Raw genomic sequence first — 22,934 nt, 5'->3', positions numbered from 1 at the left:
GGCTGTTGCACTAACTGATGCATGAAGGGCAAGTAAACATGTACGCAATCGTTAACACGGGCGGCAAGCAGTACAAGGTCGCCACCGACGATGTCATCACCGTCGAGAAGATCGAGGGCAATGAGGGCGACAAGGTCACCCTGCCGGTCATCTTCCTCAACGATGGTAAAAAGATCGTCACCGATCCCGACAAGCTGGCCAAGGCCAAGGTTACCGCTCAGATCGTTGAGCAGTTCAAGGGCGAGAAGCAGCTGGTCTTCAAGTTCCACAAGCGTAAGCGCTATCGTCGTCTGAAGGGTCACCGTCAGCAGCTCACCAAGCTGAAGATCGTGAAGGTCCAGGCTACGTCCCGCGCCAAGAAGGCTGTCAAGGCAGAGGCCGAGGCTGTTGCCGAGGCTCCCGTCGCCGAGTAGATTACACTCGTAACGAAAGAGTAGGTATACACAATGGCACACAAAAAAGGACTCGGTTCCTCCCGTAATGGCCGTGACTCCCGCGGTCAGCGCCTTGGCACGAAGCGCTATGCCGGCCAGACGGTAACCACGGGCACGATTCTCGTCCGTCAGCACGGCACGCACATCCACCCGGGTGAGAACGTTGGCCGTGGCAAGGACGACACGCTGTTCGCGCTGGTCGACGGTACCGTTGAGTTCCACAAGGGTATCAAGCACAGGGTCAGCGTACGCCCGCTCGCGAACGCGTAATTCACCCTTCATAGAGCACATATGTGGGAGGCACTTGAGTTTTAGGATTCAAGGGTCTCCCTCTTTTTGTAGGAGGCGATTCTGTTGTCACAGTTCACCGATATCAGCCGCATTAACGTGTGCGGCGGCGACGGCGGAGCCGGATGCATGTCGTTTAGGCGCGAGGCATTTGTCCCCAAGGGCGGCCCCGATGGCGGCGACGGCGGTCGTGGCGGCAATGTCGTCATCCAGGCCGATGCTCAGCTGTCTTCGCTGATCGATTACCGCTTTAAGCATCACTTCCGCGCCGAGCGCGGCACGCACGGGCAGGGTGCCCGTCGTAACGGTAAGAGCGGCGAGGACCTTATTCTCAAGGTTCCCATGGGTACCGTGGTGCGCGAGCTCGACCCCGAGACGCAGACCCCGATGTTCGAGATTGCCGACTTGGTGCATGATGGCGAGCGCGTCGTTGTGGCGCCCGGCGGTGCTGGCGGTCTGGGCAATACGCACTTTGTGACGTCGGTGCGCCGCGCGCCCGCATTCGCCCAGCTGGGCGAGCCGGCCGAGGAGCACTGGATTGAGCTCGAGATGAAGCTCATGGCTGATGCCGCGCTCGTGGGCTTCCCCTCGGTGGGCAAGTCCTCGCTTATCGCGCGCATGAGTGCCGCCCGACCCAAGATCGCCGACTATCCGTTTACCACGCTCGTGCCCAACCTGGGTATGGTGCGTGCCGGCGAGTACTCCTATGTCGTTGCCGACGTCCCCGGCCTCATCGAGGGCGCGAGCGAGGGCAAGGGCTTGGGCCACCAGTTCCTGCGCCACATCGAGCGTACGGCGCTCATCATGCATGTCGTCGACATGACGGGCGGTTTTGAGGATCGCGACCCGGTTGAGGATTACCGCATCATCAACCGTGAGCTCGAGCAGTATGGCGCCGAGCTTTCGGAGCGTCCGCAGATCGTCGTCGCCAACAAGTGCGATGCGCCGGGCACGGCCGACAAGATTGCCGACCTTAAGCGCGCCGCGCTCGACGATGGACATATGTTCTTTGCCGTGTCCGCCGTGACGGGCGCCGGCCTCAACACGCTGATGCTTGCCGTGGGCGAGCAGGTGGCTAAGCTGCGCGCCGAGCTGGCGGTCTCCGATGAGCCGGTCGATCTTCGCGACGAGGAGTGGGAGCGCCGTCGCCTGCAGCGCGAGAAGCGTTTCCGCATTGTTCAGGAAGAGCCCGGTGCCTTCCGCGTGGTCGGTCGCGCCATCGAGCGCATGGTTATCCAGACCGACTGGGAAAACGAGGAAGCCGTCATCTACCTGCAGCACAAGTTTGCGCGCATGGGTGTTGACGACGCGCTCGAGAAGGCCGGCTGCCGTGCGGGCGACGAGGTCCGCATTTGCCAGCGCGCCTTTGACTTTGAGGGCGCCGAGGACTTCTCGGAGTACGAGGAGCTCGAGGACGCTGGCGAGGACGTTGCCGTTGAGGCCCTTGACGTGACCGATGCTCCGGATGAGGGCGTCGAGGTTGTCGATGCGGCGGATGCCGCGGACGATGCCGAGACCTCGGAGGGCGAGTAAGCCATGTCGCTGCGCGGTGGAATCGGTTTGCCCGAGCTGCCCATAAAAGAGGGCAAAGAGTTTCGGCTTGGCATTATGGGCGGCACCTTCGACCCGATTCATTACGGGCACTTGGTGACTGCCGAGCAGGCGCGCGAGTCGCTCGACTTGGACGCTGTGCTCTTTATGCCGGCCGGCTCTCCTGCCTTTAAACTCGACAAACCGGTGACGCCTGCTGAGGACCGTTATGCCATGACGGTTCTCGCCACCGCCGCGAATCCGGCTTTTTTGGCGAGCCGGTTCGAGATTGACCGTCCGGGCGTAACCTATACGGCCGATACGCTTCATGCCCTTCGCGACTTTTATCCGCCGCAGGTAAAGCTCTACTTTATTACGGGCGCCGACGCGATTATTGATATTGTGACCTGGCATGATGCCGAGCGAATTGCTGAGCTTGCTACCTTTATTGCGGCGACGCGACCGGGCTTTGATATCGATACGGCGCGTGCCCGAATCAAAGAGTCGGGGCTGCCGTTCGACGTGCGCTATATTCAGATTCCGGCGCTGGCGATCAGCTCGACGAACATTCGTAAGCGAGTTGCCCGCGGCATGAGCGTGCGCTATCTTACGAGCGAGTCCGTGCTCGGCTACATTCGCAAGCGCAGGCTATATGCCGATTTGGGCCAAGAAGATTTTGAGTGATGGGGGCTACGTTGTCGGTAGAGGATCAGTTTGAGGGCGATGAGCGCGCGCTGCTCAAGCGCATTCAAGAGCTGCTCGATGTTCGCATGAAAGATAAGCGCAAGCGCTATGTGCATTCGCTGGGTGTTGCCGAGACCGCACTTCATCTGGCCGAGGTCTACGGCGTTGACCGCTTTGATGCGGCTGCCGCCGGCTTAATTCACGACTGGGACAAGGTGCTTTCCGATGACGAGCTCGTGGCCCGCGCGCTTCACTATGGCATCAAGGTTGCCGGCTCTCCTTCCGCCGCGACGCCGCTTTTGCATGGCCCTGTTGCCGCCTATGAGCTTCCGCAGCTTTTTCCCGAGCTGTCGCCGGCAGTCTTTCAGGCTGTCGACCGTCACACCGTGGGTGCTTGCGACATGACGCCGCTCGATATGGTGGTCTTTGTGGCAGATGCCATCGAGCCCAACCGCCACGGCGACTATGCCCATGCGCTGCGCAAGATGGTGGGGAAGTCCTCGCTCGACGAGTTGTTCTTCTCCTGTTTTGCGCAGGGTCTGGTCTATGTGATCCAGTCCGGGCGCTATCTTTATCCCACGGCTATTGCGATTTACAACCATTACGCCCAGCTGCGCTAGCTCGGGTGTGTCTAGAAAGAGGTATTCCATGGCCGACGAGACCATGACTGACGAGCAGATTCTTGAAGGTGTGGAGCACAAGAGTTTCGTTGCCACGTCCGACCGCACCGCCGCCTCGCTGTCCGCGAGCGGTGTCGCCGCCGAGGATGTCGCCCGCGCCGCCGCGCAGGCCGCCTACGACAAGAAGGGCGAGGACGTGCAGGTGCTCGACCTGACCGAGCTTTCCGACGTGTGCGACTACTTTGTGCTTGCCACCGGTACCAACAACCGCCAGGTCGATTCTATCGTCGACGAGATCGAGGAGAAGGTCGCCGCGGCTTGCGGCGAGCATCCGTTCTCCATCGAGGGCCGCGAGCAGAAGACCTGGATGCTCATGGACTACGGCTCGGTCGTCGTTCACGTCTTCACTCCCGAAGCCCGCGACTTCTACCGTCTAGAAAAGCTCTGGGGTGACGCCCCCCAGCTCCCCCTCGACCTCCTCTAGTGGCTCATTTGATACGGGGCTTTTAGTTAGCCTCGCGCATTTTGCCGGGCAGTTGCGGTTTTCCGTACCTGCCCAGCTTTCTTTTTGCCCAAAGGCGGTTAATCGTTGAAGCGGGATTGGCGGCCGAAGGATAGCGCGGTGTCGCCGAACTTGTCTCGGACGGCATCGATGGCGACGGAGAGGTCGCGGCGGTCGCTGGATTGGGCTCCGCGGTCATCGATCTCGCAGAACAGGTCGGTTTGGATGCCGCCTTGGTGGTCGAAGTCGCTCATGCCGATGCCTGCTAAGCGCACGTGCATTCCTTCCTGCCAGATGTTGTCGAGCAGTTCGAGTGCAACCGCCACGAAGATGTTCTCATCGTCGGTCGGATGAGGCAGCCGGCGCTGTGCCGAGCGACCGTTTCCATACGAATACTTGAGCTTGAGCGTCACCGTGGCGCCCGTTAGTCCCTGACGGCGCAGGCGGCGTCCCACTGACTCGCCCAGCAGCGCAATCGCCGCCTCAATATCCCCACGCTCAGTCAAATCTTTAGCAAAGGTGCGTTCATTGCTGACCGACTTGACCTCGCGCTCTTCATCGAGACTCGTGACTTCGGAGATTTCAAGTCCCAGCGCACGCTGACGCATACGTTCGCCGTTGACGCCAAAAATAGAGGCCAAGGTGGATTCCGGCGCGCGTGACAGCTCGCCGAGCGTGTAGATGCGCATACGGCGCAGTCGCTCCTCGGCCGAGCGCCCGATGCCGCTCATGGCAGATACCGGCAGCGCGGCCAAAAAGCGCTGCTCGGTTCCGGGGCGCACGATGGTCAGCCCAAACGGCTTATCCCGCTCGCTTGCGATCTTTGCGACCGTCTTGTTGCAGCCCACGCCAATGGAGCACGTCACTCCCAGCGCTGCCACACGGTCGCTTATACGCCGTGCAACCAGCAGTGGGTCCTCGGGCGCAAAGCGACCCGGTGTGATATCGATAAAGGCTTCGTCGATGGATACGCGCTCAACGCGCGGCGTCTCCTCGGCAAGAATCGCCATGACCTGCGCGCTCACCTCGCGGTAGCGATCAAAGTGCCCGTGCGTCCAAATGGCTTGCGGGCACAAGCGCCGCGCCTCGGCCGAGGCCATGGCAGAGTGCACGCCAAAGCGGCGCGCCTCATACGAACACGTGGACACGACGCCACGCGAATCGGCGTCTCCGCCCACGATGAGTGGCTTTCCGCGCCATTCGGGATGATCGAGCATCTCCACGCTCGCAAAAAACGCATCGAGGTCCATGAGGCCCACCGCCGGACCCGTCCAGGGAGGCGGCGTGACGCTCATGGCATCCTCATAACCGTATGTATGTTCGCGTCTTTCCATGTCATGAGTATACCGCGCAGCTCATGTGGGGTGCGTGTATGTGCTTGCAAATCCCGAATTCTTGTCTAAGATATGGATTTGCCCTCGACTACACCGAAGAAGTTGGTCTCACGGACTTCACCTGCCCGCGTCGATGGCGTATTATGTTCAACTGTTTGTTTGTAGTTGCAGCCTAAAGCTGCTTGGTTGGAGGAGTTTCCTTTGGCAGTCAAGATTCGCCTTGCTCGTCACGGCGCTAAGAAGCGTCCGTACTACCGTGTCGTCGTCGCCGATTCCCGCGCCCCGCGTGACGGTCGTATCATCGAGGAGGTTGGCCGCTACAACCCGATGACCGCCCCCAAGACCATCAACCTCGACCTCGAGAAGATCGCCGACTGGCAGTCCAAGGGCGCTCAGCTCACCGACGCCGTCGCCGCTCTGGTCAAGGCCGCCAACGAGGGCGAGAAGACCGAGACCGTCGTCAAGAAGTCCAAGAAGCAGCTCGCCAAAGAGGCCGAGGCCGCTAAGGCTGCCGCTGAGGCCGCTGAGGGCGCCGAGGAGTAAATCGTGCCTGAGGTTGACGCTGCACAGCTCGAGGGTGAGGCAATGCTCTCAGATCGCATCGCCGATCTCGTCGAATATCTCGTTGTTCAGATCGTCGACGACCCGGATTCCGTGAGCCTTGAGGTCATTGATGGTGATGACGCCTCTACGATTGAGGTTTCTGTCGCCGAGGATGACGTCGCTAAGGTCATCGGCCGTCGTGGCCGTACCATCAAGGCCATTCGCACGCTCGCCCGTGCACTGGCCGCTCGCCTCGACACTGCTGTCGAGGTAGAGGTTCTGGGCTAGGACCTTGAGGTCCCAGTACAAAAACATCGCCCGTGTGGTCAAGCCGCACGGAAGGAAGGGGGAGGTCCTCGCGCAGCCGCTGCGGGGGCTTCCTTCTGTATTAGAGCCGGGTATGCGCGTCGCCCTGACGCCGCCGGCGCTCAAGCGCGACCGCTTTTGCACGGTCGTGTCCGTCACCGATACGGGCGATGGCGATCTGGTCTCGTTTGAGGGCATTGACGACTTGACGGCCGCCGAGGGCATCACGGGATGCTATGTGCTGGCAAATCGTGACGACTTTGAGCTCGATTCGCTCGACGCCGCCTATACCGACCTGATGGGTCGCGAGGTGGTCGACGAGCGCTTCGGTTCGCTCGGCACGATTGTCGAGATCATGTCGACGCCTGCCAACGATGTTTGGGTTGTCGAAGGCGATCGGTACGGCGAGGTACTGATTCCCGTGATCGAGCGGGTCGTGCTCGATCTTCCCGATGCAGGAACAATTTCCGTCCACGTGATGGATGGCTTGATCGATATGGACAAGTAGGGAGGACAACATGCTGATTGAGACCCTTTCGGTCTTTCCCGAGATGTTTGAGCCCGTCATGTCCACATCGATTTTGGGCCGCGCCCGCAAGGCCGGCCTTTTTGATTTTAAGGCGTATAACCTGCGCGACTGGACGCACGACCGCCATCGTACCGTCGATGACGAGCCGTACGGCGGCGGGCAGGGCATGCTCATGAAGGTCGAGCCTATCGCCGAGGCCATCGAGGCCATTAGCGCGGAGGGCCCCAAGCCGACGGTGGTGTTCTTCACCCCGTGCGGCGAGCCTTTTACGCAGCATGTGGCCGAGCGCCTGCTCAAAAGCGAGCGCCTGCTGTTTGTGTGCAGCCGTTACGAAGGTGTCGACGAGCGTGCCTATGCGTATGCCGACGAGCGCCTGTCGATCGGCGATTACGTGCTCACGGGCGGCGAGCTTCCCGCTATGGTCGTTGCCGATGCCGTCGTACGCCTGATTCCCGGCGCCCTGGGCGACGAGATGAGCAACGTCGACGAGTCGTTCTCGACCGCCGAGGACGGAGGCCTGCTCGAGTATGCGCAGTACACCCGCCCCGCTGAGTTCAATGGCCAGGGTGTGCCTCCGGTGCTCGTGAGCGGAGATCACGCTAAGGTCGATGCCTGGCGCCGCAAGAATGCCATCGAGCGCACTTGTCGTTGGCGTCCCGATCTGATCGAGACGGCGCGGCTTACGCCCCAGGAGCGCGCATACGCGCAGGAGATTCTGGACGCTTCGTATTCGCAGAGCGAGGAGTGAGAATGGTTCCATCGCAGCATTCCGCGTTGAGGGGCGCCTTTGAGTGGATCGCGGTCATCGCAATCGCGCTCGTGGCCACCTTCCTGATCCGCACCTTTGTGGTCGAGCCCTTTGTGGTGCCCACCGGCTCCATGGAGTCCACGATCGAGATTGGCGACCAGATCTTGGCGCAAAAGGTGAGCCTTGAGCTCGGCCAGCCCGTCAAGCAGGGCGATATCGTGGTGTTTCACAACCCCGATGGCACCTCCGAGCACGATGTTCTTGTCAAGCGCGTTATCGCCACGGCCGGCCAGACGGTCGATTTGCAGGACGGTCGCGTGGTCGTTGACGGCCAGGCGCTCGATGAGGACTATACGACCGGCATGAGCTGGCCGCTTTCGGTCCAAGCGCCTGGCGCCCAGGTGAGTTATCCCTACACCGTTCCCGACGGGTGCGTGTGGGTGATGGGCGACAACCGCGAAAACTCTGCCGACTCGCGCTACTTTGGTCCCGTCGATCGCTCTGATTTGATCGCTGTGGCGCTTGTGCGCTACTGGCCGCTCAACCGCATCGGCGCTATCGACTAAAAACCGCTATAGTACAGTACCTAACCGTGTAATCGTTTCGACGAGGGGATATTAGAGGCATGAACGCTTCATCGCTTTCCTTCCAAGACATCATCCTGCGCCTCCAGCAGTACTGGGGCGAGCAGGGCTGCGTCATTATGCAGCCCTATGACTCCGAGGTCGGTGCCGGTACCTTCCATACCGCGACCACGCTGCGCTCGCTCGGTCCCGCCGAGTGGCGCACCTGCTATGCGCAGCCCTGCCGCCGTCCCGCCGACGGCCGCTACGGCGAGAACCCTAACCGCCTGCAGCACTACTATCAGTTCCAGGTGCTCATCAAGCCCTCGCCGGTCAACGCCCAGGAGCTCTACCTGGGTTCGCTGGCCGCCATTGGCCTGGACCCCAACGACCATGACGTCCGCTTTGTCGAGGATGACTGGGAGAGCCCAACCCTGGGCGCCTGGGGCCTTGGCTGGGAGGTTTGGCTCAACGGCATGGAGGTCACGCAGTTTACGTACTTCCAGCAGGTGGGCGGCATCGAGGTCGACCCCGTGCCCGTCGAGATCACCTATGGCCTGGAGCGTATCGCCATGTATGCCCAGGGCGTCAACTCCGTTTACGACCTGGTGTGGAGCTACCTGCCCGACGGTACGCCCATGACCTATGGCGACGTGTTCCTCGAGAACGAGCGCGAGTTCAGTGCTTATAACTTTGAGGTCGCCAACGTCGAGATGATGCGTCAGAAGTTTGACGACTACGAGGCCGAGTGCCATTCCTGCCTGGAGCGCAAGCTGCCGCTGCCAGCGTATGACTGTGTCATGAAGTGCAGCCACGCTTTCAACCTGCTCGATGCCCGCGGCGCCCTGTCCGCGGTCGAGCGTGCCAACTACATCCTGCGCGTCCGCGCCGTCGCCAAGGCGTGCTGCGAGGCCTATATGGCCGAGGTCGCCGGAGTCAACGAGAATGCCGACCAGGAAGGCGAGGTGGCGTAAGCCATGGCAGACGCTAAGGATTTCCTGTTTGAGATCGGTACGGAGGAAATGCCCTCCGCACCGCTGAACAATGCTGTCAAGCAGCTTGGCACCATGATCGCCAAGGGCCTCGACGAGGCCGGTCTGGCCCATGGCGAGGTCCGCGTGATCTCGAGTCCGCGTCGTCTGGCTGCGCTCGTGGCCAACGTCGCCACTGCGACCGATGAGGTTCACGAGGTCAAGCGTGGCCCTGCGGCCAACATCGCCTTCGACGCTGACGGTAACGCCACCAAGGCCGCCCAGGGCTTCGCCCGCAAGTGCGGTGTGGCTGCCGAGGATCTGGTCCGTCGCGAGGACACCGACGGCCGTGAGTACGTCTTTGCCGAGAAGAACATTCCTTCCGCTCCGGCTACTCCGATCCTGACGGCCCTGTGCGAGAAGACCATCGCCGGCCTGCAGTGGCCCAACTACCGTAGTCAGCGCTGGGGCCACGAGCACGCCACCTTCGTGCGCCCGGTCCGCTGGATCTGCTGCCTTCTGGGCGAGGATGTTGTGCCCGTGTCGTTTGCCGACGTGACGAGCGGCAACACTACGCGCGGCCATCGCGTGCTTGGCCCCGGTGACCACGTTGTCGCTAGCCCCGCCGCCTACGAGCAGGTGCTCGAGGACGCCGGCGTGCTTTCTGCCGAGCGCCGTCGCGAGGCGATTCTAGCCGGTATCGCCGAGGTCGAGGCTGCCCGTCCCGGCTGCCATGTCGATACGCCCAAGAAGGTCTTTGAGGAGGTTATCAACCTCTGCGAGTGGCCGACGGTGCTCGTCGGTACCTTCGATGAGGAGTTCCTCAAGGTCCCGCACGAGATCATCTGCGAGTCCATGCTCACCAACCAGCGCTACTTCCCGATCTATGACGGCGAGGGCAAGCTGACGCGTGAGTTCGTGGTCGTCTCCAACAGCAAGCCCGAGAATGCCGAGCGCGTGATCGACGGTAACGAGCGCGTCGTGCGCGCCCGTCTGGACGACGCTAAGTTCTTCTACGAGGAGGACCTGAAGATCTCCCTCGACGAGTTCCGTGAGCGTCTGTCCAAGGTTGCCTTCCAGGAGAAGCTCGGCAGCGTGCTCGCCAAGTCCGAGCGTATTGAGCAGCTCGCGCTCGCTATTGCCCGCGAGGCTCATTTGGGCGCCCATCTTGCCGCCGACGCTGCTCGTGCCGCGCACCTGTGCAAGGCCGACCTGGTATCCAACGCCGTCGTCGAATTCACGAGTCAGCAGGGCGTGATGGGCGGTTACTACGCCACCGCGATGGGGGAGAACGACGAGGTCGCCCACGCCATTCGCGATCACTATCGTCCCCGTTTTGCCGGTGACGAGCTGCCCGAGGGCACCGCTGGCTGCATCGTGGCCTGCGCCGACAAGCTTGATACCATCGCCGGTATCTTTGCCATCGGCGAGCCCCCGACTGGCTCCTCCGATCCCTACGCGCTGCGTCGTGCCGCTATCGGTATCATCAACATCCTGCGCGACCGTCTGCCGATCGATCCCACGTCGCTCATCGACTTTGCGCTCGAGCTCTATAGCGAGCAGGGCATTGAGTTCGACGCCGCCGAGGTCGCCCAGCAGGTTCGTGACTTCTTCCATGGCCGCCTGGTGAGCATGGCCCGCGACGAAAAGATCCCGGCCGATACCGTTGCCGCCGTCTCCGCGGTGCACATTATCGCCCCGTCCGTCTTCTTCGCCCGCTGCGCCGCCCTCGACGAGGCCCGCAAGAACGACGCTGAGACGTTCGACAACCTGGCGACCGCCTATGCCCGCGCCGCGCATATCTCCAAGCCTGAGCTTGGTGCGGAGTATGACCGCAGCCTGATGGGCGAGGTCGAGCTCGCGCTCGCCGACGCCTCCGAGGCCGCTCAGACCGCTGTCGATGCCGCCCTTGCTGTCGAGGACTACCCGGCCGCATTTGCCGCCCTCGCCGCCCTGCGCGCGCCCATCGACCGTTTCTTCGATGAGGTCATGGTCATGGACAAAGACGAGCAGCTTCGCGATAATCGCCTTAAGCTGCTCAACCGCTTCGAGGCCGTTTTCTCCGGCATTGCCAACATCGGTGAGCTTGCCCGCAAAAAGTAAGCCAGCCTGCGCATAAGCGCAAAAGGAGCCCCGCATGGATTGCCCGGTCACCGCTCGTCCCACCGTTATCGTTATCTCCGACTCGCTCGGCGATACCGCTTGTGAGGTGGTGCTTGCGGCGTCCGGGCAATTTGATGTAGGGGCTTTTCGCGTTTTGCGCCTGCCTAAGGTGACCTCCGTGGAGCAGGTCAAGTCATTTGTGGGGCCGCGCGTCGATGCCGACCATCGCGATATCGCCGTGTTCCACACCATCGTCGATCCGGCGCTTCGCGCCCGCGTGCTCGATTATTTGGGCATGCTGCACATTCGCTCGGTCGACCTGATCGGTCCGACGCTCGCCGTATTGTCGTCGCTCATCGGTGTGCCGCCCAAAGGCGTTGCGGGCGTGATTCACAAGACCGACGATCGGTATTTCCATCGTATCGAGGCCATGGAGTATTTCGTTGAGCACGATGACGGGCGCGGTTGCGACGATCTGTCGGGTGCCGATATCGTGCTGCTGGGTGTGTCGCGTACATCCAAGACGCCGCTGTCGATGTATTTAGCCTATCAGGGCTACAAGGTCGCCAATGTTCCGTTGGCGCATGGCATGGAGCCGCCCAAGTCGATTTACGAGGTTGACCCGATGCGCCTGTTCGGCTTGATTTCGACCGTCGATGTGATTTCCGAGATTCGCGATAGCCGCTTGGGCGACGACTACGCCCGCGCCGTCGCAGGCTCCTATGCCGAGCCTGAGTGCGTGCGCAGCGAGCTTGAGGATGCCCGTGCCCTCATGAAGCGCCTGGGCTGCTTTGTGGTGCGCACCGACGGCAAAGCCATCGAGGAAAGCGCTGCCGAGATCATTGCCCACCTCGAGGAGATCCAGGAAGCCAGAGCCCGCCGCGCTCAACAAAAGTAGCTCACTTGGGACAAGGTTGTTTGGGTAGCTAATTTGGGACGGGGCTCTTTTAGCTAACCAAAGAGAATACTTGGAATTAATGCTGATAAATGGTAAAGCGATTTAGCAAAAACATCGCATCCGACCTGCACTTTCCTTGTAGTGGTATCTTCATAAGGTAACCACCTTTACCTACCGTTTACCGCCGGTTTTAGCACGTTTACCAAACCGCGCACCCTCTGCTCAAGCCTGTCCAAAACCCGCCGTATAGTTCCCTCACGGCCCGCATCCGGCGGGTCGATTCGTTACCACGGTCGTGCGCGTAAGCGCATGGAAGGGGAAGTATCGTGAGCGATTGCAAGAGGGTTTACCGTTTTGGAACCGACGCCCAGGGCACCTGTGTCACTGAGGGCGACAAATCCATGAACTTCGTGCTTGGCGGCAAAGGCGCAAACCTTGCCGAGATGAGCCGCATCGGTCTGCCGGTTCCCGGTGGCTTTACCATTACCTGCCAGACCTGTGTCGAGTACTCCGGTGCCGGCAACGTCTGGCCCGAAGGCGCACTCGATGAGATCGTTGCCGCCGAGGCGGACCTCGAGGCCCGTTGCGGCAAGAAACTCGGCGATGCCTCCGATCCGCTGCTCGTGTCGGTTCGCTCGGGCGCTCCGTTCTCCATGCCCGGCATGATGGACACGGTCCTCAACCTGGGCCTCAACGACGATTCCGTCCAGGGTCTTATCGCGCAGACGCAGAACCCGCGCTTTGCCTGGGACAGCTACCGTCGCTTTATCCAGATGTTCTCCAACGTCGTCATGGGCGTCGACGCCGACCTATTCGAGAACGCCCTGACCCAGGCCCGCCTGGTCGCCGGCGTTCGTGTCGATTCCGAGCTTTCGGCCGAGGACCTGCAGGAGCTCGTCGAGACCTTTAAGGGCATCTTCTCCGAGAACGTCGAGGCGACCCTGTATCCCGAGCTCGAGGTCGCCGACGGTAAGCCCGTTTTCCCGCACGATCCGGAGCTCCAGCTGCGCCTTGCCATCCAGGCCGTCTTTGGCAGCTGGATGAACGAGCGCGCCTGCATCTACCGCAAGCAGCACGGCATTTCCGACGAGCTCGGCACCGCCGTCAACGTCCAGGCCATGGCCTTTGGCAACAAGGGCGAGACCTCTGCGACCGGCGTCGCCTTTACGCGCAACCCGGCCGACGGCACCAAGGAGTTCTATGGCGACTTTTTGGTGAATGCCCAGGGCGAGGACGTCGTCGCCGGCATCCGAAACACCGAGCCCATCGCCGACCTCAAGACCACCTCGGGCCTCGAGTCCGCAGGCGAGGAGCTCGAGCGCGTGTTCCTGACGCTCGAGGATCATTACCGCGATATGTGCGATATCGAGTTTACCATCGAGCAGGGCAAGCTCTGGATGCTCCAGACCCGCGTGGGCAAGCGCACCGCCACTGCCGCCCTGCGCATTGCTATCGAAATGGTCGAGGAGGGCCTCATCACCCGCGAGGAGGCTGTGAGCCGCATCGATCCCGCGCAGCTCGACCAGCTCCTGCACCCGCAGTTCGACGCCTCCAAGAAGTACGAGGCCCTGGCCAGCGGCCTTAACGCCAGCCCTGGTGCCGCCGTGGGCGAGGTCGTGTTCTCGAGTGATGACGCCGTCGCGCGCGCCAACGAGGGCCACAAGGTCATTCTGGTCCGCTGGGAGACCAACCCCGACGACCTGAAGGGCATGGTCGCCGCCGAGGGCATCCTGACCAGCCACGGTGGCAAGACGAGCCATGCCGCCGTTATCGCCCGCGGCATGGGTACGCCCTGCGTTTGCGGCGTTGAGCGCTTCCACATTGACGCGGCAGAGAAGGTCGTGCGCATCGAGGGCAGCGACCGCGTGCTGCGCGAGGGCGATGTCATCTCCATCGACGGCACCCAGGGTATCGTCGTCGACGGCGCGGTCGACCTGGTCTCTGCAGAGCTCACCGGCGACCTGGACACCATCCTGTCTTGGGCCGATGAGATCCGTTTGGACGAGACCGGTGGCCACGCCAACCACGTGCGCGTCAACGCCGACAACCCCGAGGATGCCGAGCTCGCGCTCGAGTTTGGCGCCGAGGCCATCGGTCTGTGCCGCACCGAGCACATGTTCCTGGGCGATCGCAAGAACATCATCCAGAGCTTTATCCTGTCTGACGATGAGGCCGTGAAGCAGCAGGCCCTGGCCGACTTGCTCAAGGTTCAGACCGAGGACTTCCTGGCGATGTTCAAGACCATGTCCGGTCGCGATGTGGTCGTCCGCCTGCTCGATCCGCCGCTTCATGAGTTCCTGGATAATCCTCGCGAGCTCGAGGTCGCCATCACCAAGAAGGAGGCCGCCGGCGCTCCCGAGGAGGAGCTCACTGCCCTGCGCGCCCGCCTGCGTCGCATTGACGGCATGGTCGAGTCCAACCCCATGCTGGGCTTGCGCGGCGTGCGCCTGTCCGTCGTCTTTGGCGATCTGCCGCTCATGCAGGTTCGCGCCGTCGCCACGGCCGCTGCCCGCCTTATCAAGGAGGGTGTCGACCCGCGCCCCGAGATCATGGTTCCGCTCGTTTCCATCACGGCCGAGCATGTCCAGACCCGCGAGGTTATCGAGCGCGTGATCGCCGAGGTTTCCGCCGAGGAAGGCGTCGAGCTCAATATTCCCGTGGGCACGATGCTCGAGCTGCCGCGTGCCTGCATGGTCGCTGACGAGATCGCCCATCATGCCGACTTCTTCTGCTTTGGCACCAACGACCTCACCCAGACGACCTTTGGCTTCTCGCGCGATGACGCCGAGGCCAAGTTCATCCCGCTGTACATGCATAAAAAGATCCTGAAAGACAACCCCTTCGAGACCATCGACGCGGCGGTGCTGGAGCTCGTGCGCTTGGCCGTCGAGAAGGGCCGCGCCACCAATCCCGACATGCACTTTGGCGTGTGCGGCGAGCACGGCGGCGACCCCAAGTCCATCAAGGGCCTGTTTAACGTGGCCGACGTGGACTACGTGTCCTGCTCGCCCTATCGCGTGCCCCTCGCGCGCCTGGCTGCCGCTCAGGCCAAGCTCGAGGCCAAGCGTTCCGCCTAACGTTTTGGGTTTAGACGCCTAGCGTAGCCCCCTTCATGCCGCCCGTCTCATTCGTGAGACGGGCGGTTATCATGTGCGGGTTTTGTCTTTTTGTCTGCGCAAAAAATTGTTCTTGCAGCAGAAACCCGCGCGTGTATACTCGAATACGTTTGTTCAACTACGTGCCGGCCAAGGTGGTACGGCACCTCTAGAAGAGTAAGGAATTGCACATGGATTACATCCGCGCAATCGAGCGTCAGCAGATCCGCGAGGACATTCCTCAGGTTCGCGTCGCCGACAACGTCAAGGTTCACTACCGCATTAAGGAAGGCGACCGCGAGCGCATTCAGGTCTTCCAGGGCGACGTCATCCGCATGGCCGGCGCCGGTGCCCGCGAGACCTTCACCGTCCGCAAGATGTCCTTCGGTGTCGGTGTTGAGCGTACCTTCCCGCTTCACAGCCCCAAGATCGCCAAGCTCGAGGTCGTTCGTCATGGTCGCGTCCGTCGCGCCAAGCTGTACTACCTCCGCGACAAGGTGGGCAAGGCTGCTCGCATCCCCGAGAAGCGCTAAGAAGATCGCAGCGTCTGTCCACTCGTTTGGACACAAGGGTCACCTTCGGGTGGCCCTTCTTTTTATCTGATTTGCATGCAAGGAGGGCCTGGTATGGCCAATATGACGAGCTCGGTTTCGGCATCGCAGGTTGCCGGTGAGTTGGCGAGCGCTACGTTTGAGGAGATCCCCGCCCTCGTGGAGCATTATCGCGAGGACCCGCGCCAGCAGGTGATCAAGGCTTGCGAGCGTGCTCTTAAGCGCCATGCCAAGGAACTTGCCGAGCGCGAGCGCGTCAATGACATGTACGAGCTTATGCATGAGCTTGGCGGCGATGGGGTAGTCGTTGGTGTCGACGAGGTGGGTCGCGGATCGGTGGCCGGTCCTTTGACGGTATGCGCCGTCTGCCTTCCTATGGAGCCGCGCGTCTGGGGCATCAACGATTCCAAAAAGCTCACGCCGGCGCGCCGCGAGTTGCTCTCAGTGAAGATTGCCGAGGTGGCGACGGCAATTGGTTTTTGCCATATCGCGCCTAAGGATATCGATGAGATGGGCATGGCCCGCGCCATTCGAGCCGCTGTCGCGGGCGCCGTGGCCGATACGGGGCTCGAGCCCGATTGCGTGCTTATGGACGGTAACCCCTTGGGCGCCGTTCCCAACGAGCGCGACGTGGTGAAGGGCGATGCCAAGATCGCCTGTATCGCCGCGGCGTCCATCATGGCCAAGGTCACGCGTGATGAGATGATGGTCGAGTACGATGCCGAGTATCCCGAGTACCATTTGGCCGAATCGAAAGGCTACGCAAGCCCCGAGCACATCGAGGCCATTCGCAAACATGGACTTTGTCCACTGCACCGCGTGAGCTTTTGCGGAAACTTTCTGCAGACTGAGCGCCTTTTCTAGGTCAATTGTGGAGACAGGGACCTCAGGGGTTTTATAAACCTGCTGGCAGCGGGCCGTATGCAACAGCATTGCTGCGTACGGCCCGTTTTTTGACGGCATTTGGTCAGCTTTTGGTTTGCTTCCGGTACTTACCCGCATGAAAGGTGCCCTCATCATCGGGGCAATGCAGTGTGCGGGAAAGGAGACCCCATGAGTGCCGCAAGCAAAAAGAGCAAGACGCAGCAGCTCAAGGAGCGTTGGGAAAACGGCGAGCTCGACTGCGGGGCGATGACGCCCGAGTTTATCAAGGGACTCAGTCCCCGCGAGCTGGGCATGCTGGGCGAGCTGATCACCATCGACTACTTTAACGAGCGCGGCTACACCTTGCTGGAGCAGGGTTATCGTTGCACCGAGGGCGAGGCCGATCTGGTGCTGCTCGATGAGCTCGACGATGTCGTGGTGATGGCCGAGGTCAAGACCAGACGCGTCGCACTGGATTGCAGCACGCGGGTCTTTCCCGAGGAGGCCGTGGACGCCCAAAAGCAACGCCGCTACCGCCGCATCGCAAGTTGCTATCTCATGGAGCATTATCCGCTCAAGGCGATTCGCTTCGATGCCGTGGGCGTCACCATTCGTGGCGGGCATATCGCCGAGATCGAGCATCAGTACAACGCGTTCGATTGGCAGGTGTCGTGATGGCGTTCGAGACGTTTGCCGTTCACGCGGCCTGCATCCGTGGCGTCGAGGCGATTCACGTCACGGTCGAGGTCTCGCTTGCCGGCGGCGTTCCGGGCATTCAGATGCTCGGCATTCCGAGTATGGAGGTGATGGAGTCACGCGGTCGTATTCGCTGCGCGATGCGCTCCGCCGGGTTTGAAATCCCGCGCTCGGGCATTACGGTCAATCTGGCGCCTGGCGATATTCGCAAGACCGGTAGCGGCTTTGATCTGCCCATCGCCATCGCGGTATTGGCGGCCGATGGTCAGATTCCCCGCGACAACCTCGATCGTTGTCTTATCGCAGGTGAGCTTGGCTTGGACGGTACGGTGCTTCCTGTCAAGGGCGAGGTGGCGTTTCAGCTATTGGCGCGTGATATGGGGCTGTCTTTTATCGCCGGCAGGTCAGACCAGCATGTGCCACTCGCGGGCGTGGATTGTGGATTCATCGATCATTTGTCTCAGCTTGCCCATGGCATGGGCGATGCCGCGCGGCACTACTTGGATTCTGAAGTGCTCGAGGCGACCTTTGAGCCCGAACTCGACTATGCCGACGTACTGGGGCAGGAAGTCGCCAAACGCGGCATGGCGCTGGCGGCAGCGGGTGAGCTCGGTTTGCTTATGGTCGGGTCCCCGGGATCGGGCAAGACGATGCTCGCCCGTCGTATGACCGGCATCCTGCCCGAGCTTTCCGTTGAGGACCAGCAGGAGGCGCTGTGCATCCATTCGGTCTTGGGCGAGAACATCGATGGCTTATTGGCAGGTCATCGGCCATTTCGAAGTCCCCATCACAGCATATCAACGGCTGGCCTCATTGGCGGAGGGCGCCCGGTGCATCCGGGTGAGATCAGCCTGGCTCATGGCGGCGTGCTCTTTTTGGACGAGCTTGCCGAGTTTCCCACGAGTGTGCTGCAGACGCTGCGTCAGCCCATCGAGCGCGGCTACGTCAGGATCGTACGCGTCGACGGGGTTTTTACCTTCCCGTCGCGCTTTCAGCTGCTGGCTGCGAGCAATCCCTGCCCCTGCGGCTTTTTGGGCGATCGTGAGGTACCGTGTCGCTGCTCGGCGGCGATGGTCGAGCGCTATCGGTCAAAGCTGCGCGGTCCTTTGGCCGACCGTATCGACATGATGATCGATGTGACCCGTCCCGACCCCCAAGTGATTATCGAGGGTGCGGAGGGTATGTCGTCTGCCGAGTTACGTGACTACGTTGTGCGCGGTCGCGCTTTTCGCGCTTGGCGCGAATCCCGTATGGACGATGCGGATGCCGAGGTCGAGGATGACGAGACGCGGTCCATTGACGGCGTCGTTTCGACCTTTGAGCTCGATGATGCGGCGGAGAAGTGTGTACTCGGCCTGTCGAAGCGCACACATCTCACGGGTCGCGGTATCGTGCGCCTGGTGCGTATCGCTCGTACAATCGCCGACGTCGCCGAGAGCGAGCAGGTGACGCAGGACCACGTGCTCGAGGCGGCGATGTACCAGGGAAGGAGGGACCAATGATGGCCGAGGGGACCTTTGAGCTGCATCCAGGTGATACGTTGTATCCCGAGACCGTTTTGGAGCTTTCTGATGTACCCCAGACGCTCTATGTGCGCGGCAACCCCGAGGTGCTTTCGACGCCCGCGCTCTCCATCATCGGCGCGCGCAAGGCCTCGCCGTATGGTCTTGCCGTGGCAGAGCTTGCGTCAAAGGTGGCGGTCGAGGCGGGCGTGACGGTAGTCTCGGGCGGCGCGGTCGGTTGTGACCAGGCCTCGGGTTGGGCTGCGGTCAACGCTGGCGGTAAACACGTCGTGGTGCTGGGGACGGGCGCCGACGTGGTCTACCCGCGTTCGAGCGCGGGGCTTATTACGCGCACGCTCGATACGGGTGGCGCGGTCGTGTCGATCTCTCCGTGGGGCATGGGTCCGCGCAAGTTTGCCTTTCCGCGCCGCAATCGCGTAATCGCGGCCTTGTCGCAAGCCCTCTTTGTATCCGAGGCGGGTATGCCTTCCGGGACGTTTTCTACAGCCGAGGCTGCTATGGATTTGGGGCGAGAACTTCTTGCCGTGCCGGGGTCGATCCTATCGCCCGAGTCGCGTGGCACGAATTACCTCATTGCGAACGGTGCCTGCTGCATCATCGACGAGGAATCTATCGAGATGGCTATTTCACGCATCTACGGCACCCTGCGCTACTCGCGCCCCGATGCTCCCGGCATTGCCGACCTGGATCAAACACAGCAGACCGTGATGCATGCACTCATCGCCTCTCCGCTCAAGGTCGACGACATCGCGGCACTCGTCTCGCTCGATGCCGTTGGCGTACTTAAGCTCCTGGGTTCGCTTGAGCTCGAGGGCCTTATCGAGCGCATGATGGATGGAAGGTATGCGCCCTCCAAGTTTGCTCTTCACGCCCAGACACCCTTCGGTCACAATGGAAAACATGTCAATTAGAAAGGTGTTTGCAGATGCTGTTTGATCAGGTGACGGTTATCGGTGGCGGTCTGGCGGGTTCGGAGTGCGCGATTCAGCTGGCGGATCGCGGGTTTTCCGTAAAGCTGTGCGAGATGCGCCCCCAGGTGAGCTCCCCGGCCCACCATACCGATCACCTGGCAGAGCTCGTCTGTTCCAATTCGTTTAAGTCGACCCGTCCGGATTCCGCGGCTGGTTTGCTGAAGGCCGAGCTTAAGCGCATGGGTTCAGTCCTGCTCGATTGCGCCCATCGCGCGGCTGTTCCCGCCGGCGGTGCCCTGGCGGTCGACCGCGTCAAGTTTTCCGAGCTTGTCGAGGCCGAGGTTGCCGCCCGTCCCAATATCGAGGTCGCGCACGGCGAGGTCACGCAGATTCCCGAGGGCCACGTGGTCATTGCCGCGGGCCCGCTGTGTTCACCGGCGCTGAGCGAAGAGGTCATGAAGCTCGTCGGTGGCGACGCCCTTGCGTTCTTCGATGCCGCGGCGCCGATCGTCGATGCCTCCACGCTCGATATGGACGTGCTGTTTTCGCAGTCGCGCTACGAGGAGCAGGGGAGCGGCGACTATCTCAACGCTCCGCTCAACAAGGAGGAGTACGAGGCCTTTATCGAGGCACTTACCACGGCCGACCGCGTGGTGCTCAAAGACTTTGAGGGCGGCGATCTGTTCCAGGCCTGCCAACCTGCCGAGGAAGTTGCGCGCACCGGCAAGGACGCCATTCGCTTTGGCGCCATGAAGCCCGTCGGCCTCACCGACCCGCGTACCGGACGTCGCCCCTGGGCGGCGATCCAGCTGCGCGCCGAGAACAAGGAGAAGACCGCCTATAACCTGGTGGGCTTCCAGACCAACCTGACCTTTGGCGAGCAGAAGCGCGTCTTCCATATGGTGCCGGGCCTGGAGAACGCTGAGTTCTTCCGCTACGGTGTCATGCACCGCAATACCTTTGTCGACGCCCCGCACGTGCTCGATGGCACCTTCGCCGTGCCCGGTACCGGTGTGCGCCTGGCCGGTCAGATCACCGGCACCGAGGGGTACATGGAAGCCGTGGCGACAGGTCTGCTCGCGGCGCTCAACACCTATGCCGATGCTATCGGTGCCGCGGGCGTCGAGTTGCCGCGTGTGGGTGCCCTGGGTGCGCTCGTGGGCTATGCGACCGATCCTGCCACCGTGGGCTATCAGCCCATGCATGTCAACTTTGGCCTGGTGCCGCCACTCGAGGATGGTAAGCGCCACAGCAAGCGCGACCGCTACCAGGCCTATACGGACCGTGCGCTCGAGGCCCTTGATGCCTATCTGGCCACTCGTCCTGATCTGTTTGGAGGCGACCGGTCATAGCCTTTGACCTGTACGACACCGTCGACTCGTTTATCGCCTATATCTCACGTGTCGAGGGACTTTCTCCCAACACGGTGACGGCCTATGGCTCGAGGCTGGAGCGCTTTGCTGCCTGGTGCGAGCGCGAGGATATCGATGCTTTCGCTGCCGACGTGCGCACCATTCGCCGCTATCTTGCCGAGCTTTCGCGTGAGCAGGTGGCTCCCCGAACGCTTGCGGCGCATCTGTCGGCTATCCGATCGCTCTATCGATGGATGGCTGCCGAGGGGGTCGTGGAGGGCGATGTGGTCTCGGCAATTTCCTCGCCCAAGCTCCCGCGCGATCTACCCGGTGTGCTGACGACCCAACAGGTGGAGGCGCTGCTCAAGACGCCTGATACCTCAACACCCGCGGGACTGCGCGATGCGACGATGCTCGAGCTGCTCTATGCCTCGGGCGCCCGTATCTCTGAGCTCGCAGCACTCAATGTGGAGTCCATTGCGTGGTCCGAACGCACGCTGCGCCTGTGGGGCAAGGGGAGCAAAGAACGTATCGTCCCTCTGTATCGTCGTGCGCTCGAGGCGACGCGTCTCTATATTGAGGAGGGGAGGCCGGAGTTGCTCGCTCAGGCAAAGCGTCGTGACCCCGTTACCGGGCCGCATCCGCTGCTTATATCGGCGCGCGGTAATCGCATGAGTGCCGCCATGCTCAGGCGGCGGTTTCATACGCTGGCGACGCTCGCCGGCATGCCTGCCGACATCGCCCCGCATGCGATGCGCCATACCTTTGCGACCGACTTGCTCGAGGGCGGTGCGGACCTGCGCTCGGTTCAAGAGCTGCTGGGCCATGCGAGCCTGTCCACGACGCAGATCTACACGCATCTCACACCCGATCGGCTTAAGCGGGCTGTGTCCCAAGCCCATCCCCGCGGCGAATAGTGGCTGGGACGTCCCGCGCCGCGCTCAGGTGTGTGGTTTTGATTGCGGGTTGGCAGGAAGATGCATTCCTGCTATCATTCATCGGGTTGCTTCACGGCAACAGGTTTTTATCACGCACGCGCGGCTACTTCATACCGTGGTGCCCGGGCTTTGGTAGCACATGTCCGGGTTGGTTTTGGAGGATGACCCCGCGCGGAGGCAAACCACAGGAGGTTTAACATGGCTACCAAGATTAATATCCGCACCCTGCTCGAGGCCGGCTGCCACTTCGGTCACCAGACCCGTCGCTGGAACCCCAAGATGAAGCCGTTCATCTTCGGTGAGCGCAACGGCATCTACATCCTCGACCTCAAGCAGACCATCCTCGACGCCGACCAGGCCTACACCTTCGTCAAGAACGTCGCCAAGGGCGGCAACGTGCTGTTCGTCGGCACCAAGAAGCAGGCTCAGGAGGCCGTCAAGAACGCTGCTGAGCGCGCCAACATGCCTTACATCAACCAGCGTTGGCTCGGCGGCATGCTTACCAACTTCGTCACCATCCGCTCCCGCATCAACCGCATGGAGGAGCTCGAGGCCATGGTCGAGGACGGCCGCATGGCAGTGCTCCCCAAGAAGGAGCAGGCTGTTCTCGGCAAGGAGCTCACCAAGCTCCAGACCAACCTCGGTGGTGCCCGCGACATGAAGGGTCTGCCCCAGGCTCTCTTCGTCATCGACACCAAGCGCGAGGAGAACGCCATCAAGGAGGCTCAGCGCCTGAACATCCCCGTCGTCGCTCTGATCGACACCAACTCCGATCCCGACGAGGTCGAGTACGGCATCCCCTGCAACGATGACGCTATCTCTGCTGTCACCCTTATGTGCGAGCTCATGGCTGACGCCTGCCTCGCTGGCTCCGGCAAGGAGCAGGTCTCCGAGGCCGAGATGGCCGCTGAGCCCAAGGCCGAGTAAATCAGTCTTAGTTAATTCTTTTTC

24 protein-coding genes are annotated in these 22,934 nt (G+C 61.8%); 23 read left to right on the top strand and 1 reads right to left on the bottom strand.

The window, feature by feature from the left end; translation table 11 throughout:
• Positions 1–38 precede the first annotated feature (38 nt).
• The 6 genes from rplU to rsfS all read left to right on the top strand — a co-directional run bounded on the left by rplU (position 39) and on the right by rsfS (position 4,040).
• Positions 39–413: a 50S ribosomal protein L21 gene (gene rplU, locus DXD56_RS02925; protein ID WP_035138585.1), complete on the top strand. Its 375-nt coding sequence runs from the start codon at positions 39–41 to the stop codon at positions 411–413.
• A 33-nt stretch (positions 414–446) separates the two neighbouring features.
• The gene (gene rpmA, locus DXD56_RS02920) at positions 447–704 is read left to right on the top strand and encodes a 50S ribosomal protein L27 (protein ID WP_006236075.1); all 258 of its coding nucleotides are present in this window, start codon (positions 447–449) and stop codon (positions 702–704) included.
• Positions 705–788: 84 nt separating this feature from the next.
• On the top strand, positions 789–2,255 hold the full coding sequence (obgE, locus tag DXD56_RS02915) for a GTPase ObgE (RefSeq protein ID WP_187365006.1): 1,467 nt from the start codon (positions 789–791) through the stop codon (positions 2,253–2,255).
• Between the two features lie 3 nt (positions 2,256–2,258).
• The gene (nadD, locus tag DXD56_RS02910) at positions 2,259–2,936 is read left to right on the top strand and encodes a nicotinate-nucleotide adenylyltransferase (RefSeq protein WP_117637231.1); all 678 of its coding nucleotides are present in this window, start codon (positions 2,259–2,261) and stop codon (positions 2,934–2,936) included.
• 86 nt (positions 2,937–3,022) lie between these two features.
• Positions 3,023–3,556 (top strand): bis(5'-nucleosyl)-tetraphosphatase (symmetrical) YqeK, encoded by a 534-nt coding sequence (yqeK, locus tag DXD56_RS02905; RefSeq protein ID WP_199411533.1) that lies wholly within the window; start codon positions 3,023–3,025, stop codon positions 3,554–3,556.
• Positions 3,557–3,584: 28 nt separating this feature from the next.
• Entirely contained in the window at positions 3,585–4,040 is a 456-nt protein-coding gene (gene rsfS / locus DXD56_RS02900) for a ribosome silencing factor (RefSeq protein ID WP_055250002.1), read from the top strand.
• A 98-nt stretch (positions 4,041–4,138) separates the two neighbouring features.
• On the opposite strand, the gene dinB is transcribed toward rsfS, so the two are convergent.
• A complete protein-coding gene (dinB, locus tag DXD56_RS02895; RefSeq protein WP_187365005.1) occupies positions 4,139–5,392 on the bottom strand; it encodes a DNA polymerase IV in 1,254 nt (417 codons plus the stop codon).
• A 201-nt stretch (positions 5,393–5,593) separates the two neighbouring features.
• On the opposite strand from dinB, the gene rpsP reads away from it, so the two are divergent.
• The 17 genes from rpsP (at position 5,594) to rpsB (ending at position 22,910) form a co-directional block, all read left to right on the top strand.
• A complete protein-coding gene (gene rpsP / locus DXD56_RS02890) occupies positions 5,594–5,935 on the top strand; it encodes a 30S ribosomal protein S16 (RefSeq protein ID WP_022094749.1) in 342 nt (113 codons plus the stop codon).
• A gap of 42 nt (positions 5,936–5,977) precedes the next feature.
• Entirely contained in the window at positions 5,978–6,223 is a 246-nt protein-coding gene (locus DXD56_RS02885; protein WP_171021534.1) for a KH domain-containing protein, read from the top strand.
• A 4-nt stretch (positions 6,224–6,227) separates the two neighbouring features.
• On the top strand, positions 6,228–6,749 hold the full coding sequence (rimM, locus tag DXD56_RS02880) for a ribosome maturation factor RimM (protein ID WP_117639944.1): 522 nt from the start codon (positions 6,228–6,230) through the stop codon (positions 6,747–6,749).
• A 10-nt stretch (positions 6,750–6,759) separates the two neighbouring features.
• Complete coding sequence (gene trmD, locus DXD56_RS02875) at positions 6,760–7,518, top strand: tRNA (guanosine(37)-N1)-methyltransferase TrmD (protein ID WP_117639941.1); 759 nt, start codon at positions 6,760–6,762, stop codon at positions 7,516–7,518.
• Between the two features lie 2 nt (positions 7,519–7,520).
• Positions 7,521–8,084 carry a signal peptidase I gene (lepB, locus tag DXD56_RS02870; protein ID WP_117639939.1) on the top strand — a complete coding sequence of 188 codons (564 nt, stop codon included), beginning with the start codon at positions 7,521–7,523 and terminating at the stop codon, positions 8,082–8,084.
• A gap of 59 nt (positions 8,085–8,143) precedes the next feature.
• Positions 8,144–9,055 carry a glycine--tRNA ligase subunit alpha gene (locus DXD56_RS02865; RefSeq protein WP_117639937.1) on the top strand — a complete coding sequence of 304 codons (912 nt, stop codon included), beginning with the start codon at positions 8,144–8,146 and terminating at the stop codon, positions 9,053–9,055.
• A gap of 3 nt (positions 9,056–9,058) precedes the next feature.
• The gene (glyS, locus tag DXD56_RS02860; protein WP_117639935.1) at positions 9,059–11,155 is read left to right on the top strand and encodes a glycine--tRNA ligase subunit beta; all 2,097 of its coding nucleotides are present in this window, start codon (positions 9,059–9,061) and stop codon (positions 11,153–11,155) included.
• A 34-nt stretch (positions 11,156–11,189) separates the two neighbouring features.
• A complete protein-coding gene (locus tag DXD56_RS02855) occupies positions 11,190–12,053 on the top strand; it encodes a pyruvate, water dikinase regulatory protein (protein WP_117639933.1) in 864 nt (287 codons plus the stop codon).
• A gap of 326 nt (positions 12,054–12,379) precedes the next feature.
• Entirely contained in the window at positions 12,380–15,130 is a 2,751-nt protein-coding gene (ppdK, locus tag DXD56_RS02850) for a pyruvate, phosphate dikinase (protein ID WP_117639931.1), read from the top strand.
• 209 nt (positions 15,131–15,339) lie between these two features.
• Positions 15,340–15,681: a 50S ribosomal protein L19 gene (rplS, locus tag DXD56_RS02845; RefSeq protein WP_006236098.1), complete on the top strand. Its 342-nt coding sequence runs from the start codon at positions 15,340–15,342 to the stop codon at positions 15,679–15,681.
• 93 nt (positions 15,682–15,774) lie between these two features.
• Positions 15,775–16,563, top strand: coding sequence for a ribonuclease HII (locus DXD56_RS02840; RefSeq protein WP_117639929.1), 789 nt, complete (start codon positions 15,775–15,777; stop codon positions 16,561–16,563).
• A 189-nt stretch (positions 16,564–16,752) separates the two neighbouring features.
• On the top strand, positions 16,753–17,238 hold the full coding sequence (locus DXD56_RS02835) for a YraN family protein (protein ID WP_035138570.1): 486 nt from the start codon (positions 16,753–16,755) through the stop codon (positions 17,236–17,238).
• Positions 17,238–18,761, top strand: a complete 1,524-nt coding sequence (locus DXD56_RS02830) for a YifB family Mg chelatase-like AAA ATPase (protein WP_117639927.1) — start codon at positions 17,238–17,240, stop codon at positions 18,759–18,761. The genes DXD56_RS02835 and DXD56_RS02830 overlap by 1 nt, the downstream gene beginning before the upstream one ends.
• Positions 18,758–19,693, top strand: a complete 936-nt coding sequence (locus tag DXD56_RS02825) for a DNA-processing protein DprA (protein ID WP_316242814.1) — start codon at positions 18,758–18,760, stop codon at positions 19,691–19,693. The genes DXD56_RS02830 and DXD56_RS02825 overlap by 4 nt, the downstream gene beginning before the upstream one ends.
• A gap of 14 nt (positions 19,694–19,707) precedes the next feature.
• Positions 19,708–21,045, top strand: coding sequence for a methylenetetrahydrofolate--tRNA-(uracil(54)-C(5))-methyltransferase (FADH(2)-oxidizing) TrmFO (trmFO, locus tag DXD56_RS02820; protein WP_117639925.1), 1,338 nt, complete (start codon positions 19,708–19,710; stop codon positions 21,043–21,045).
• Positions 21,042–21,962 carry a tyrosine recombinase XerC gene (locus DXD56_RS02815; protein ID WP_117639923.1) on the top strand — a complete coding sequence of 307 codons (921 nt, stop codon included), beginning with the start codon at positions 21,042–21,044 and terminating at the stop codon, positions 21,960–21,962. Before trmFO ends, DXD56_RS02815 begins: the two co-directional genes overlap by 4 nt.
• 219 nt (positions 21,963–22,181) lie before the next feature.
• Positions 22,182–22,910 carry a 30S ribosomal protein S2 gene (rpsB, locus tag DXD56_RS02810; protein ID WP_006236109.1) on the top strand — a complete coding sequence of 243 codons (729 nt, stop codon included), beginning with the start codon at positions 22,182–22,184 and terminating at the stop codon, positions 22,908–22,910.
• Positions 22,911–22,934: the final 24 nt, after the last annotated feature.

Source organism: Collinsella sp. TM06-3, assembly GCF_003436395.1.
Lineage (GTDB): Bacteria > Actinomycetota > Coriobacteriia > Coriobacteriales > Coriobacteriaceae > Collinsella.
This window is presented reverse-complemented; position numbering and strand designations above follow the sequence as displayed.

Excerpts from the sequence above, each read along its gene's own strand:
- rplU (WP_035138585.1), top strand. The coding sequence starts at position 39 with ATGTACGCAATCGTTAACACGGGCGGCAAGCAGTACAAGGTCGCCACC.
- rpmA (WP_006236075.1), top strand. The coding sequence starts at position 447 with ATGGCACACAAAAAAGGACTCGGTTCCTCCCGTAATGGCCGTGACTCC.
- nadD (WP_117637231.1), top strand. The coding sequence starts at position 2,259 with ATGTCGCTGCGCGGTGGAATCGGTTTGCCCGAGCTGCCCATAAAAGAG.
- yqeK (WP_199411533.1), top strand. The coding sequence starts at position 3,023 with ATGAAAGATAAGCGCAAGCGCTATGTGCATTCGCTGGGTGTTGCCGAG.
- rsfS (WP_055250002.1), top strand. The coding sequence starts at position 3,585 with ATGGCCGACGAGACCATGACTGACGAGCAGATTCTTGAAGGTGTGGAG.
- dinB (WP_187365005.1), bottom strand. The coding sequence starts at position 5,392 with ATGGAAAGACGCGAACATACATACGGTTATGAGGATGCCATGAGCGTC.
- DXD56_RS02885 (WP_171021534.1), top strand. The coding sequence starts at position 5,978 with ATGCTCTCAGATCGCATCGCCGATCTCGTCGAATATCTCGTTGTTCAG.
- trmD (WP_117639941.1), top strand. The coding sequence starts at position 6,760 with ATGCTGATTGAGACCCTTTCGGTCTTTCCCGAGATGTTTGAGCCCGTC.
- lepB (WP_117639939.1), top strand. The coding sequence starts at position 7,521 with ATGGTTCCATCGCAGCATTCCGCGTTGAGGGGCGCCTTTGAGTGGATC.
- DXD56_RS02865 (WP_117639937.1), top strand. The coding sequence starts at position 8,144 with ATGAACGCTTCATCGCTTTCCTTCCAAGACATCATCCTGCGCCTCCAG.
- glyS (WP_117639935.1), top strand. The coding sequence starts at position 9,059 with ATGGCAGACGCTAAGGATTTCCTGTTTGAGATCGGTACGGAGGAAATG.
- DXD56_RS02855 (WP_117639933.1), top strand. The coding sequence starts at position 11,190 with ATGGATTGCCCGGTCACCGCTCGTCCCACCGTTATCGTTATCTCCGAC.
- rplS (WP_006236098.1), top strand. The coding sequence starts at position 15,340 with ATGGATTACATCCGCGCAATCGAGCGTCAGCAGATCCGCGAGGACATT.
- DXD56_RS02840 (WP_117639929.1), top strand. The coding sequence starts at position 15,775 with ATGGCCAATATGACGAGCTCGGTTTCGGCATCGCAGGTTGCCGGTGAG.
- DXD56_RS02835 (WP_035138570.1), top strand. The coding sequence starts at position 16,753 with ATGAGTGCCGCAAGCAAAAAGAGCAAGACGCAGCAGCTCAAGGAGCGT.
- DXD56_RS02830 (WP_117639927.1), top strand. The coding sequence starts at position 17,238 with ATGGCGTTCGAGACGTTTGCCGTTCACGCGGCCTGCATCCGTGGCGTC.
- DXD56_RS02825 (WP_316242814.1), top strand. The coding sequence starts at position 18,758 with ATGATGGCCGAGGGGACCTTTGAGCTGCATCCAGGTGATACGTTGTAT.
- trmFO (WP_117639925.1), top strand. The coding sequence starts at position 19,708 with ATGCTGTTTGATCAGGTGACGGTTATCGGTGGCGGTCTGGCGGGTTCG.
- rpsB (WP_006236109.1), top strand. The coding sequence starts at position 22,182 with ATGGCTACCAAGATTAATATCCGCACCCTGCTCGAGGCCGGCTGCCAC.